Raw genomic sequence first — 13,922 nt, 5'->3', positions numbered from 1 at the left:
AGTAATATGCTTGTCAAAGACATAAGTGCCAGTCTGTACTCTCTGAGTAAAGTAAAAGTATTTACCATCACGATTATCTCTACGCTTGCGCTCACACTAGGTACGCTTGTGGCGATGTTTAATTTAAACTTTACTATTCTCTCTGCGTCGTTGCCTTACCCCAATGCAGAGCAGCTTTACGTTTCAAAAGCAGTGCACTATATCAAGGATAGAGTGGAGTTTGATGATTTCACTCCGATACCTATGCTGCTTGAGATCTATGAAAATGAAAAGACGCCGGAGTCACAAACCGCCCTATTTGGCTATTCCGAAGAGGTGATTAGAAATAAAGTTGAAACGCCGCAAGTCAATACCACTTATACCACCCCTGAATTTATGCCGATGCTAGGATTTACTTTTCACTTAGGTCGTGGACCGAGCGCAGACGAAGGCCTTAATTCAATGCAGCCAATCGCAGTATTGTCCTATCAAGCTTGGCAAAAATATTATGGTCAAGCAGCCGATATCGTCGGTCAATCGATTCAAATAGACCAAGTAAACTTTAAAATCATTGGTGTGCTATCAGAGCAAAATCGCGAACCTGAAATGCTTACTCCAGGCCGCCTGACTGACGTATGGTTGCCTTGGGATTATTATTCATTTCAACGCCGCGATGCTCAGCACTGGGGGATCACCGGTCCTAATCGACACGTGTTGATTAAAAAAGCGGGGGCGGTAGATATTCCCACTATCAACCACCAGCTATCCACGCATTACAATAGCCGTTTTAAAACCCAAACAGCCAGTTCTTCTTTCTTTGATGATATGACCATTACGTTGGAGCTGTTACCCCTGCGAGAAAAAATTCACGGTGATAGTGCCAGCAAAACCATTTGGCTACTGTTAGGTGCACTTTGCCTGCTACTCATTGCTTGTGCCAACATTGCTAACCTTATTCTAGCCAGAGCGGTAAATCAGCAACGTGATTTGGCTATCAAGGCTGCATTAGGCGCTGGACGCGGCCACTTATCTCGGGGCATATTTATCGAACTCTTAATCCTCACAAGCTGCGCCGCAATGCTTTCCTTTGCGGTGAGTGAATTATGCTACTACTTACTTAGGCTGGTGACTGCAGAAAGCCTACCTGGCGTACTCAACCTCAGTACAAATTTCATCACGGTTGCCTTGTGCTTAATTCTTGCCGTGTTATTGGCATCGCTCGGGGCATGGCTCGTGAGCAAACGCATTAACGTTAAGCAGCTCAATAGCCAACTCCAAAGCAGCGGAAAAGGCACCGGGATCCAAATCAAAACAGCAACCCGAAAAGCCTTAATTTTTAGCCAACTATTTCTAGCAAGCCTATTATTACTCGCTTGTTCGCAAACTTTTATCAATGCATGGGGATTACTTAACCAATCACCTAATTTCTCAACCTCTGAACGCTATGAGGTTGAACTCAACCAACTTGTAGAGCAACGTCCAGCCCGTGAACAAAGAGATGCATTTTATGCCGAGCGCAGACAACAATTATTAGATGTTACCGCTGCGCTCAAACAAAACCCACAATTCAAAGCGGTAAGCTTAACTACTGGCACACCGATTGAATTTGGACTCAGTACGTTTCTTGCGACTGACTCAGGATTCCAGACGCAATACTCGGTATCAGGCAACATCGTTGACGAATCTTATCTGCCATTGATGGAGATTAGTCTGCTACAAGGTCGCAATTTCACCACTGAAGATGTGAATAGCCAATCAGCTGTACTTATTGTTAATCAAGCCTTTGCAGAACAACTTGCGCCACAAGGGGACGCTATTGGCAAACGCTTTTATTGGCTCAATGGCCGTCGTCATATTCAGTATGAAATCATCGGTATTAGTGAAAATTTGGCCATTCCAGATAAGCCTGACACTGCTCGCATGTGGGCTGTGGATCGACTGTCAGCCTATACACCAGCGTTTATTATTCAAACGCACGCAGGGCAGCAGATACTTCCCCAATCCATAAACCAAACCATGGCGCAAATATCTAAACGCTGGCGTGTTGCTGAAATTCAACCTTTGTCGCAACAGCTATCTAACTCACTCGCAATTCACCAAGTTGCAGGTTGGGCTGCGCTTTCTCTGGCAACCATCACCTTACTTATCGCACTAATTGGCATATATGGCGTACTCAATTACGGTGTTTCTATGCGTCGCTATGAACTCGGAGTACGTATGGCAATTGGCGCATCACCAAAAAGTATTGTACTGGGGTTACTCGGAGAAAATACCAAAGTGATCTGTACGGCTCTTGGATGTGCGACATTTGCAACCGTTGCAGCGATGGCATGGTTGGCAAGCTCGGAGGTCATGTTTAGTGTCTCCCTGCTTGGATTCGTATTGCCGCTGTCGCTTATCATCGGCATTACCGCTGCAACAACTGTATTAGCCGCCAGCGGGGTTATTACCAAGCCCGCATTATACTCATTGAGAAGTAACTAGCTTCGATGAAATCAACTCCCTGAAGGCAGGGCGTCTCCCTCAAGGCGCCTTGCTTTTTTTATTAAAACTACTACCCCCGTTTCCAGCTATCGGATTAAATTAATTTTTGCTTTGTTGCACTTCATAAACTATACCAATACCCCAAACACTTACCCGAAGATAAAGTGACTATCACAGGGAATCGCTTGCACCAAATTGCGCACCATAATGAAACATTTACGCACCAAATTAGTGCAACAAGCTAATTCCCAAATTTCCCAAAAGTTAAAAATCAATATTTATCAAATACTTAAAAACATGGCACAGATCACGCTTATCTGTGTGCAATTGCAGTACATTGCAGCAAAAAATAACCCAACGAGTCGGAGGACACATGTCACAATCGGTTTTAGATTTTATTAAAGAGCACGACGTAAAATTTGTTGATTTACGTTTCACAGATACAAAAGGTAAAGAACAACACGTATCGATCCCACATCATCAAGCCGATGAAGACTTCTTTGAAGACGGCAAAATGTTTGACGGCTCATCTATCGCTGGTTGGAAAGGCATCAACGAATCTGACATGGTACTTATGCCTGACGCAGAAAGTGCTAAGCTAGACCCATTCGCAGAAGAAACAACACTTATCGTTCGTTGTGACGTGGTTGAACCAAACACACACCAAGGTTACGAGCGTGACCCACGTTCAGTAGCTAAACGCGCTGAAGAGTTCATGCGTTCAACGGGTATTGCAGACACCGTATTATTCGGTCCAGAGCCAGAGTTTTTCTTGTTTGACGATGTTAAATTTAAAACTGACATGTCTGGCTCAATGTACAAAATCGATGCTGAAGAAGCGTCTTGGAACTCAGACAAAGACTACGAAGGCGGCAACACAGGTCACCGTCCTGGCGTAAAAGGTGGTTACTTCCCAGTAGCACCGGTAGATTCGTCTAATGATTGGCGTGCTGCTACTTGTTTAGTACTTGAAGAGATGGGCCACGTTGTTGAAGCGCACCACCACGAAGTAGCAACTGCTGGTCAAAATGAGATTGCGACTCGCTTTAATACTATGGTAACTAAAGCAGACGAAATCCAAGAGATGAAGTACGTTATTCACAACATGGCTCACCTATATGGTAAGACAGCAACCTTTATGCCTAAGCCAATCGTTGGTGACAACGGTTCAGGTATGCACTGTCACCAATCACTTGCTAAAGACGGCAAGAACATCTTCGCAGGTGATAAGTACGGCGGTCTATCTGAAGAAGCGCTTTACTACATTGGTGGTATCATTAAGCATGCTAAAGCAATCAATGCATTCACTAACCCAGCAACAAACTCTTATAAGCGTCTAGTACCTGGGTTTGAAGCGCCAGTTATGCTTGCATACTCAGCACGTAACCGCTCAGCATCAATCCGTATCCCAGTGATCCCATCAGAGAAAGGTCGTCGTATCGAAGTACGCTTCCCAGATCCTGCGGCTAACCCATACCTAGCTTTCGCAGCTCAGTTGATGGCTGGTCTTGACGGTATCCGCAATAAGATCCACCCTGGTGATGCAATGGATAAAGATTTATACGACCTACCAGCGGAAGAAGCAGCAGAAATCCCAACGGTTGCAGCATCACTTGATGAAGCGCTTGCTTCTCTAGATGCTGACCGTGAGTTCTTAACTCAAGGTGGCGTATTCACTGACGACCTAATCGATGCATATATCGCACTTAAGTCGAAAGAAGTTGAAAAATTAAACATGACAACTCACCCAGTTGAGTTCGAAATGTACTACAGCGTTTAATCGCTATCCGACTACTACGCTCAGTACCGCGGTATTGAGCTTGTAGAGCCAAAACTCATTATGCGTTTCTGGCACTCTTAATCATATGTGTTCTCAAGCCCGTAACTACGGGCTTTTTTAATTTAATTCAAAAAGTTAAATTAAATATCTCGAATAAATTTATTATCGGAGTTACTCATTTGTAACTCGCAATTCCCACGACACTATACTAAAGTATGAACAGTCGTTTACTGTGGAGAGTTGTGGTGCGTCAGTGGTTTCTTATAATGTCGGTTAGCATGACGCTGGCCCTAACAAGCATTGATGCTACAGCAGAGTCCAATCCAAAAATCTATCGCTGGAAAGACAAAAACGGCCATTGGGTTTATTCGGACGTCCCACAACCAGGTTCAAAAGAAGTCAAACTCAACGCCAACGCTTTAACTATGCCAAGTGTTGATACTAACATTCTCGATCAAACAGACACGACACCCACTATCCAATATACAGCCAAAATCACTTCTCCTGAGCATGAGCAGACAATCCGCGATAATAGCGGCAGCGTATACGTTACAGGTACGATAGAACCAAGATTTACTCAAGGGCTCAGTGTTCAACTCTTCCTCGACGGTGTCGCGACAGGCCCAAAACAAACTAATACCCAGTTTGCTTTGCGTGGTATTGATCGTGGCGAACACTCTTTGGTTATGAAAGTGTTTAATCAAAAAGGCACGTTAGTCGCCCAAAGCGATGCTCATAAGTTCTTTTTGCACCGCAATACCGTGAATAATTAATGCCATATTCCCTAACGGTACTGACTTTTGACCACTAGCTGTAAACATTCTAGGCTTATTCCTTCTGGCACTGAAAAGGCCGAACTCGACATGTCATTGTGCTCAATCTATACGCCTTGCTGACCTAATTGAGCTTGATAATAGGCGCTTGCTTTTGCTTGAAATAGATATTTATCTCGCCAGTTAGGTTGGACGACCCGCATCACACCTTTAAGGGTGGCTTTGTCACTATTCGTAGCCCGCTGTAAATTAGTGGTTTGACGAGGAAAGCAGTCAGCCTGTTCGGTCACATACTTAGCGCTTTGAAAGTCACAACCGCTAATACAGAACGCAACAATAAGGCTCCCCGCGTAAACACAAACTAGATGTATTTTTTGAAACAAAGCACTAATAATCTCGGCACCTTAAAGTTGGCATACTTTATTAATAACAAGTTTAGGATACGAGTTCGAAAACCCCTAGTTTCTGAGCTTCGGTAATAATTTACTTCAATGGATGCAAAGCTATGCTATTCTCATTGCACCACATTGGTGCACGGTGAACATAAATGGATCAATATAACTCGATTGACTTGGATAAAGTTTGGCAATCTCTTTCAACTGCGATTTTAGTGCTCGATCAAAATTTAATGATCCACTATGCCAATTACAGCAGTAGTGAACTACTAGGACTCAGCACTAAACGTCTTGTCGGACTGGCGGTTGATAGTGTGTTTAATCATCATCATATCGACTTGCCTCGGCTCTCTAAATACGTCCTACAAGATGGTGTGGATTGCCAGCAGCACAGAGTAGACGTGGTATTCGTAGATAATCGTGTCGCTACGCTAAGCCTGCATGCAAGACGGATTTATCTTGCAGACAAGGCCTTTATTTTAGTTGAATGTCGCCGTGTTGATGATGCCCTGCGTTATGACCAAGCATCCAATCAAATGCACCAATTTCAAGCCGCTCGAAACCTCATTCGCGGCCTCGCCCATGAAATAAAAAATCCACTAGGTGGGATCCGCGGTGCGGCGCAATTATTGCAGTACGAAACGGATCAACAAGAACGGGAAGAATGTGCCACGCTTATTATTGAGCAAGCAGATAGATTGCGCGAGTTGGTGGATAGATTACTTGGACCCAATCAGCTACCACAAAAAGAGCCGTGTAATATCCATCAGGCGTTAGAATCGGTGATTAAATTAACCACCTTGGAGCGCGATGCCGATATCACCTTGGTAAAAGATTATGATCCCAGTATTCCGGCCATTGTGATAGATCAAGCCAAAATTCAGCAAGTTCTGCTGAATATGCTGCGCAATGCTCAACAAGCGCTACAGCATGACGGTACGATCACCATAACAACGCGCATTAAACACCGTCTTCATCATGGTGAGCGGCTATTGAAAAAAGCATTACTCATCCGTATCAGCGACAACGGTCCGGGGATCGCCGATGAGGTAAAAGAGACATTGTTCTTTCCGATGATCACGAATAAAGAAGGAGGATCTGGACTTGGACTCTCTATCGCACAAACTTTGGTAGAGCAACACCAAGGGTTTATCGAATGCGATAGTTGGCCAGGACACACTGAGTTCAGTATCTACCTTCCCTTTGACAACACCGAAACAGGAAACGTGCAATGAAATCAGTTTGGTTAGTCGATGATGATGCTTCAATCCGATTTGTTTTAGAAAAGGCGTTAAAGCGAGCTGAGTTTGAAACCGAGAGCTTCGCCAGCGGTCAAGATGTATTGACCGCGCTTGAATATGAGCAACCCGCAGTGCTGATCTCAGATGTACGTATGCCAGGTATCGATGGCATGGCCTTGTTAGATAAAATTGCAGGACTCTACCCAAACTTGCCGGTGATCATTATGACCGCGCACTCGGACTTGGACTCTGCGGTCAACGCATTTAAGAAAGGAGCATTTGAATACCTCGCCAAACCTTTCGACTTAAACGAGGCCGTTTCCCTTGTGCAACGTGCATTTCGCGCAGGCCAGCAAACTAAAAAGCAAAAGCGCCACAGTGAAAAAGCCAATAGCCCCGACATTATTGGTGAAGCCCCAGCGATGCAGGAAGTGTTCCGCGCCATCGGTAAACTTTCCGCTTCAAGCATGAGTGTATTGATTAACGGCGAATCAGGCACGGGTAAAGAGCTTGTGGCAGGCGCGCTGCACAATCACAGCCCGCGAAAAGACGCTTCTTTTATCGCGCTCAATATGGCTGCCATCCCCAAAGATCTCGTCGAGTCTGAATTGTTCGGCCATGAAAAAGGCGCTTTTACTGGCGCTGACAGCATGCGCCGTGGCCGCTTTGAGCAAGCAGACGGTGGCACCTTATTTTTAGATGAAATCGGTGATATGCCACTGGACGTACAAACTCGGCTATTGCGCGTACTCGCCGATGGTGAGTTTTATCGGGTTGGTGGTCACAACAGCGTGAAGGTCGATGTCCGTATCGTCGCGGCTACCCATCAAGACTTAGAGACACTGGTCAAGCAAGGTAAATTCCGTGAAGACTTGTTTCACCGCCTAAATGTCGTCAGGTTAAAACTACCAGCCTTACGTGAACGCCCTGAAGATATCGCCGCCCTGTGCGATCACTTTCTTGCAAAAAGCGCCAAAGAGCTAAAAGCCGAGCCAAAAATCATCTCCAAACATGCCCTGCAAAAAATGCAAGCCTATCATTGGCCAGGCAACGTTAGACAGCTGGAAAACACCTGCCGCTGGTTAACGGTAATGGCGCCGGGCGAACTTGTTACCCCAGCGGATCTGCCCGAAGAGCTAGAAAAACCACAACAGATTGACGCCTTAGAACATGGTAATTGGCTGGACGCATTCCAAACTTGGTTAGACTCAGAGTTACGTACAGGAAAAGACCATATTTGGCCAGATGTACAGGCACAATTAGAAACACGGCTGATCAAATCCGCACTCAATGCCTGCCATGGTCATAAGCAAGATGCGGCATTAAAGATAGGTTGGGGGCGCAATACGTTGACCAGAAAGCTAAAAGAGAGAAATATTCAAGATTAGACGACAAGCTGAGTATTATGACTCAGCTTTTTCCCACTACTCCAGTTCCCAAAATGAATAATATCTGATTGAAAATCATACAAACAACCAGTAGCTTGGACTATGCCGTATCTTGTGACTCGGCATAACTTACATTTTGTAAAGGAATCGCTATGAAAATTACATTGAATAAAAAACCACTAAAACATCTATCTAACAGCAAGAAGCTAGCAAATGAGCTTACACCGCAAGCAGCTGGTGGTTATGATGTTACCTCACCACACAATAAAGGCTGTATCAGCTATCAGGGGATGACATGCCCTACTTCGCCGTACGACCCTGCTTGCTAGAATGATCTAACTCATGTCGCTTATCGTTATATACCAATCCACATAAATAGTTGGCGACATGATCAAGTAGATTGGTGTAAGCGACAATAAAAAATCATTGCTCTAATCAAAAAAAGTCGCCACTATTTAATAAAGACAATGTACTAACTTATGTAAGCCTGTGAAACTGCTTGAAAATGTCCCACTGTTCAAACAACTAGAGATCATCAATCGCTTAGCGTTTTTTAAAGAGTTTACGCTTGCCGAGCGTCAGGTGTTACTCGAGTCTTTTGGCCACTTATATCTGGTGCAACAAGAGCGTCATGCCTTCAAACGCTTTGAAAAAGACAATCGCCTGTATATTGTATTAAGCGGTGAGTTTTTGATTTTTAAACAAGATGCGGCCCATGATTTAGGCAAGGTTGGTCCTGGTGAATTTTTAGGTGAAGGTGCATTTATCACTAACCGAGAACGCAGCACCAGCGCACAAGCGTTAAAAGACAGCATTATATTGGCAATAACCCCAGATGCACTAACACGCTTGCCCAATGTGATCCGGGAAAAAATCAAAGACAAGCTCATTGAAGGTATGAGTCATCGTATCGCTAAGCTCAATGCATTTATTGAAGGGCAAGAGACGTAAAATAGAAATGGGAGCCGAAGCTCCCATTTTTTATTGTGCTAACAACTCACTGAATGCATCAAACAAGCTATCTAGTTCTTCTATGGTGTTGTAGTGCATGCAACCAATACGCACCACGCCACCTTTATCCATCACGCCCAGCTGCTCACATAAGCCTTTAGCGTAGAAGTTGCCATCCCATACGCACATGTGCTTTTTACCGAGGAACTCGGAAACTTGGCGTGGCTCAAAACCTTCAAAAGTTAACGCAAATGTCGGTGTACGTTCGGCTAATCTATCCAGTGAATCAATACCAAATAGGTTGATTTTCTTGAACTCTCTCAGCCGCGTCAAAAAGTACTGACTGAGTTGCATCTCATGCGCCTTGGTTTTTGCAAACGCCGTAACAAGCTTTTCTCGACGCGGGCTATCCGCACTCATGTCACTGAGCGAGGCAATGTAGTCAATCGCAGCAACAACACCCGCAAGCCCTTCAAAACTCTGCGTACCAGTTTCCCAACGGCCTGGAATAATGTCTTTTGCCGGCTCCACCTTGTACGGAGTAAAACCTTCTAAATGCTCACGCTTACCATACACGATGCCCACGTGCGGACCAAAGAACTTATAAGCAGAGCACGCAAGGAAGTCGCAATCCAAACCTTGTACATCGATTAGCTCATGAGGTGCATAATGCACAGCATCAACATATACCAATGCACCAACTTGGTGCGCAAGCTCTATAATGCGCTTAATATCGTTGATTGAGCCCGTTGTATTAGATGCATACGTCACCGCAACCAACTTAGTATTGGCGTTTAGTAGCGATTCAAAATGTGCAAGATCAAGTGTGCAATCGGCTTCATTAATACGCACAGCATGCACCGTCGCACCTTTATCTTCGGCGGCTTGACGCCATGAAGAAACGTTTGAATAGTGATCGGCATTGGTGACAATGACTTCATCGCCCGATTGCCATTGGCGAGATAGCGCACGGCTAAAGCTAAAAGTTAAGCTGGTCATGTTGGCACCAAATACAATTTGCTCTGCACTTGGCGCATTGAGTAAATCCGCAACCGCTTGGCGCGCTTCACTCATCAAACTAACGGTTTTATCGCTTGAGAAAAATGCACCACCTAAGTTAGAGTTAAAATAACCAAGGTAAGCAGACATCGCGCTCAACACGGATTGAGGGACTTGAGAGCCACCCGGACCATCAAGGAAAATGGGAGCGGTTCCACCGATACTTTGCATAAGCGCAGGGAACTGACGACGCACTTGATTTAAATCCATACTACCCTCTTAGGCTGTAAATACGAAGCAGTCTAGGTAACCGACTTGATCGACATCTAGCTTGTTCATCGGTGTTGCGTTATGCCACACTTCACGGTCATTCACGAGCGCAAATAAACCATCTTTGATTTCCATTTTGAAGCAAGGTTCAGCTTCTTTGTGCTCATAAACCAATAGCTCACCACCGGCGATATTTTCGTGAGAAACACCGCAGACACACACATGATCAAAACCATCTTGGTGCACACCTTCCGGCGCAGGAGGGGTATCGCTTTCAATCGCTAACATGCGAAACTGGTGCACTTCTATGCTGGTATCGTCTGCAATTCCAGTCATGGCTTTAAATTCAGCAAGCATATGCTTAAAGCCATCGGTGTTTAACATGTCCAGCTCAAGGTTTTCGTAAACACGCTCAATATTACCTTGGAAAGTATTAATTGAATCGTCTTGAACGAAAGCCTTAGTCGGCTGCAATGTCACTTCACCATCAGTGAATTTAACCACAGAATAACGGCGCTTTCTGAATGCACCATCGGCATAAGGGTTATCTGGTAGTTGATTGAAGAAAGGCTTAACTGCGTCGATATGTGACTGCGGTAAAAAGCGTAGTTGTAATAAATTCTGGTTGTTTACTGTTGTCATGATCCTCTCGCCCATTGATGAGAATTTGCCGACAATTCTAATAAAACCAGAGAAAATTACTGTTTAAAAAAACGGGATTTTAATAACCAAAACGCAATAAAAACCCACTTATAACCACTTTAATAGATTACTTATCTAGATTTAAAATAATGCTTGATAACACCATTTAACTTGAGAGTTTTATGTGCATAAAAAAAGCCAGCATGCACTGGCTTTTTTCTTTCAATGTTTTCTACAGCGAGTAATTAAACCGCTTGTTGAATGATCACTGAGTCTGCCTTTTTAGTGTACTGAGGCATCTTGTGGAAGTTCAAGTAACGGTACGTATCCGCAGCCGTTGCATTGATCTTCTCTGCATACTCTTGATATTCAGCAGGCGTTGGTAGTTTACCAAGAATAGCAGCTACCGCTGCAAGCTCTGCTGATGCAAGGAATACGTTTGCACCTGTACCTAAACGGTTAGGGAAGTTACGAGTCGAGGTAGAAACAACCGTTGCTTTATCAGCAACACGTGCCTGGTTACCCATACATAGTGAACATCCAGGAGTTTCGATACGTGCACCTACACGACCGTAAATACCGTAGTAACCTTCGTCAGTTAACTGATCGCGGTCCATCTTCGTTGGTGGAGCAACCCATAGTTGCGTTGGAAGACGACCACCGAAATTATCCAGTAGTTTACCAGCTGCACGGAAGTGACCGATGTTAGTCATACAAGAACCGATGAATACTTCGTCGATCTTCTCACCAGTTACCGCTGAAAGTAGACGAGCGTCATCAGGGTCATTCGGTGCACAAAGGATTGGCTCTTTGATATCAGCAAGATCAATCTCAATGGTGTGCGCGTATTCTGCATCCGCGTCAGCAGTCATTAGCTCAGGATTCGCTAGCCACTCTTCCATCTTAGTGATACGACGCTCAATGGTACGTACATCACCATAGCCTTCAGAGATCATCCACTTAAGCATAACGATGTTAGAGTTTAGGTACTCTTCGATAGACGCTTGTGAAAGCTTAACAGTACAACCTGCTGCGCTACGCTCTGCAGATGCGTCAGATAGTTCGAACGCTTGCTCAACCGTTAGGTGCTCAACACCTTCGATTTCAAGGATACGACCGGAGAATTCGTTGATCTTACCTTTTTTCTCAACTGTCAATAGACCTTGCTGGATTGCATAGTAAGGGATAGCATGTACTAGGTCACGTAATGTGATACCCGGTTGCATTTCGCCTTTAAAACGAACAAGGATTGACTCAGGCATATCCAACGGCATTACACCTGTTGCGGCTGCGAATGCTACTGCACCTGAACCTGCTGGGAATGAAATACCTAGCGGGAAACGAGTATGCGAGTCACCACCTGTACCTACCGTATCAGGAAGTAGCATACGGTTTAGCCACGAGTGGATAACACCGTCACCAGGACGTAGTGATACACCGCCACGGTTCATGATGAAATCAGGAAGTGTGTGGTGTGTATTTACGTCGATTGGCTTAGGATAAGCTGAAGTATGACAGAATGACTGCATGGTAAGATCTGCAGAGAAGCCAAGACAAGCAAGGTCTTTAAGCTCATCACGCGTCATTGGACCTGTCGTATCCTGAGAACCTACCGTTGTCATTGTTGGCTCACAGTATTGGCCTGGGCGTACACCTGCCATGTTACATGCTTTACCAACCATCTTCTGTGCAAGCGTAAAGCCTTTACCAGAATCAGCCACTAACTTAGGCTTACGGAAGATTTCTTCCGCTTCTAGGCCTAGTGAAGCACGAGCTTTATCAGTTAGACCACGACCGATGATCAGTGGAATACGGCCGCCTGCACGCACTTCATCAAGAATTACGTCTGATTTCAGTGAGAACGTTGAGATAACTTCGTCAGTACCGTGACGCTTAACCACACCTTCGTATGGGAAGATGTCGATTTGGTCGCCCATGTTTAGTTCGTCAACTGGAAGCTCAATCGGTAGTGCACCAGAATCTTCCATGGTATTGAAGAAGATAGGCGCAATTTTACCACCTAGACATACACCGCCAACGCGCTTATTTGGTACGAATGGAATGTCATCACCCATGAACCAAAGAACAGAGTTAGTTGCAGACTTACGAGATGAGCCCGTGCCAACAACATCACCTACGTAGGCAAGTGGCAGACCTTTGCTGTTCAGCTCTTCAAGCTGTGCAATTGGACCTACTTCGCCTGGCTTATCAGGGTTGATACCGTCACGCTCGTTTTTAAGCATAGCCAGTGCGTGTAATGGGATATCTGGACGAGACCAAGCATCTGGTGCTGGAGACAAGTCATCTGTATTTGTCTCACCCGTTACTTTGAATACAGTCACTGAAATCTTGTCTGCAACAGCTGGCTTCTCAAGAAACCATTCTGCATTCGCCCATGACTCAATCACTTGCTTAGCAAACTCATTGCCTGCTTTTGCTTTTTCTTCTACATCGTAGAATGCGTCAAACATCAGTAGTGTATGAGATAAACCCTTAGCAACGATAGGTGCAAGTGCTGCGTCGTCTAGTAGGTCGATCATAGGCGCGATGTTGTAACCACCAAGCATAGTGCCAAGTAGTTCAGCTGCATACTCTTTTGAAATGAGTGGTGATTCAGCTTCGCCTTTCGCTACAGCTGCCAAAAAGCCAGCTTTTACGTAAGCGGCATCATCTACACCTGGCGGTACACGGTTGATAAATAGATCAACGATGAACTCTTCTTCACCTGCAGGTGGAGTTTTTAATAATTCGATAAGGTCAGCAGTTTGCTGCGCGTCTAACGGCTTAGGCACGATACCTTGCGCGGCACGCTCTTCTACGTGTTTACGATATTCTTGAAGCACAATATTGCCCTCTTGGTGACGTGGACAGACAAGTAAATGATCTGGCTGCGATTATTGATGCAATCGGCTGAACCATTCCCTTGACCATAAAATATAATGAACAATTATAAGGTCTTTGAGTATAGATGAAAATCTTGCATGCGATACCTCGCCTTATAGTCACTATAAATACAATGA

At 44.8% G+C, this 13,922-nt stretch carries 11 protein-coding genes; 7 read left to right on the top strand and 4 right to left on the bottom strand.

What is annotated here, in order from left to right; translation table 11 throughout:
- The first annotated feature begins 6 nt into the window (after positions 1 to 6).
- From B1L02_RS00780 to B1L02_RS00770, 3 genes are all read left to right on the top strand, one after another.
- Positions 7 to 2,463 carry an ABC transporter permease gene (locus B1L02_RS00780; protein WP_088529556.1) on the top strand — a complete coding sequence of 819 codons (2,457 nt, stop codon included), beginning with the start codon at positions 7 to 9 and terminating at the stop codon, positions 2,461 to 2,463.
- Positions 2,464 to 2,836: 373 nt separating this feature from the next.
- Positions 2,837 to 4,243 (top strand): glutamate--ammonia ligase, encoded by a 1,407-nt coding sequence (gene glnA / locus B1L02_RS00775; protein ID WP_088529555.1) that lies wholly within the window; start codon positions 2,837 to 2,839, stop codon positions 4,241 to 4,243.
- A gap of 266 nt (positions 4,244 to 4,509) precedes the next feature.
- A complete protein-coding gene (locus B1L02_RS00770; protein ID WP_088529554.1) occupies positions 4,510 to 5,016 on the top strand; it encodes a DUF4124 domain-containing protein in 507 nt (168 codons plus the stop codon).
- A 107-nt stretch (positions 5,017 to 5,123) separates the two neighbouring features.
- On the opposite strand, the gene B1L02_RS24185 is transcribed toward B1L02_RS00770, so the two are convergent.
- The gene (locus B1L02_RS24185) at positions 5,124 to 5,306 is read right to left on the bottom strand and encodes a hypothetical protein (RefSeq protein ID WP_223191977.1); all 183 of its coding nucleotides are present in this window, start codon (positions 5,304 to 5,306) and stop codon (positions 5,124 to 5,126) included.
- A gap of 257 nt (positions 5,307 to 5,563) precedes the next feature.
- Between B1L02_RS24185 and glnL the strand changes: the two genes are divergently transcribed.
- From glnL to B1L02_RS00750, 4 genes are all read left to right on the top strand, one after another.
- Positions 5,564 to 6,646 carry a nitrogen regulation protein NR(II) gene (glnL, locus tag B1L02_RS00760; protein WP_088529553.1) on the top strand — a complete coding sequence of 361 codons (1,083 nt, stop codon included), beginning with the start codon at positions 5,564 to 5,566 and terminating at the stop codon, positions 6,644 to 6,646.
- Complete coding sequence (gene ntrC / locus B1L02_RS00755) at positions 6,643 to 8,040, top strand: nitrogen regulation protein NR(I) (protein ID WP_088529552.1); 1,398 nt, start codon at positions 6,643 to 6,645, stop codon at positions 8,038 to 8,040. Before glnL ends, ntrC begins: the two co-directional genes overlap by 4 nt.
- Positions 8,041 to 8,192: 152 nt before the next feature.
- Entirely contained in the window at positions 8,193 to 8,369 is a 177-nt protein-coding gene (locus B1L02_RS23645; protein ID WP_157757218.1) for a hypothetical protein, read from the top strand.
- 160 nt (positions 8,370 to 8,529) lie between these two features.
- Positions 8,530 to 8,991, top strand: coding sequence for a cyclic nucleotide-binding domain-containing protein (locus tag B1L02_RS00750; RefSeq protein ID WP_010374445.1), 462 nt, complete (start codon positions 8,530 to 8,532; stop codon positions 8,989 to 8,991).
- Positions 8,992 to 9,021: 30 nt separating this feature from the next.
- Here the strand turns inward: B1L02_RS00750 and B1L02_RS00745 are convergent, their stop codons facing one another.
- The 3 genes from B1L02_RS00745 to acnB form a co-directional block, all read right to left on the bottom strand.
- On the bottom strand, positions 9,022 to 10,260 hold the full coding sequence (locus B1L02_RS00745) for a cysteine desulfurase-like protein (protein ID WP_088529551.1): 1,239 nt from the start codon (positions 10,258 to 10,260) through the stop codon (positions 9,022 to 9,024).
- Positions 10,261 to 10,269: 9 nt separating this feature from the next.
- Positions 10,270 to 10,902 carry a 2OG-Fe dioxygenase family protein gene (locus B1L02_RS00740; protein WP_088529550.1) on the bottom strand — a complete coding sequence of 211 codons (633 nt, stop codon included), beginning with the start codon at positions 10,900 to 10,902 and terminating at the stop codon, positions 10,270 to 10,272.
- 245 nt (positions 10,903 to 11,147) lie between these two features.
- Complete coding sequence (gene acnB, locus B1L02_RS00735; protein ID WP_088529549.1) at positions 11,148 to 13,745, bottom strand: bifunctional aconitate hydratase 2/2-methylisocitrate dehydratase; 2,598 nt, start codon at positions 13,743 to 13,745, stop codon at positions 11,148 to 11,150.
- Positions 13,746 to 13,922: the final 177 nt, after the last annotated feature.

This window comes from Pseudoalteromonas piscicida, from assembly GCF_002208135.1.
GTDB classification, from domain to species: Bacteria; Pseudomonadota; Gammaproteobacteria; order Enterobacterales; family Alteromonadaceae; genus Pseudoalteromonas; species Pseudoalteromonas piscicida_A.
This window is presented reverse-complemented; position numbering and strand designations above follow the sequence as displayed.

Coding starts and splice junctions, on each gene's coding strand:
- B1L02_RS00780 (WP_088529556.1), top strand. CDS start 7: ATGCTTGTCAAAGACATAAGTGCCAGTCTGTACTCTCTGAGTAAAGTA.
- glnA (WP_088529555.1), top strand. CDS start 2,837: ATGTCACAATCGGTTTTAGATTTTATTAAAGAGCACGACGTAAAATTT.
- B1L02_RS00770 (WP_088529554.1), top strand. CDS start 4,510: ATGTCGGTTAGCATGACGCTGGCCCTAACAAGCATTGATGCTACAGCA.
- glnL (WP_088529553.1), top strand. CDS start 5,564: ATGGATCAATATAACTCGATTGACTTGGATAAAGTTTGGCAATCTCTT.
- ntrC (WP_088529552.1), top strand. CDS start 6,643: ATGAAATCAGTTTGGTTAGTCGATGATGATGCTTCAATCCGATTTGTT.
- B1L02_RS23645 (WP_157757218.1), top strand. CDS start 8,193: ATGAAAATTACATTGAATAAAAAACCACTAAAACATCTATCTAACAGC.
- B1L02_RS00745 (WP_088529551.1), bottom strand. CDS start 10,260: ATGGATTTAAATCAAGTGCGTCGTCAGTTCCCTGCGCTTATGCAAAGT.
- B1L02_RS00740 (WP_088529550.1), bottom strand. CDS start 10,902: ATGACAACAGTAAACAACCAGAATTTATTACAACTACGCTTTTTACCG.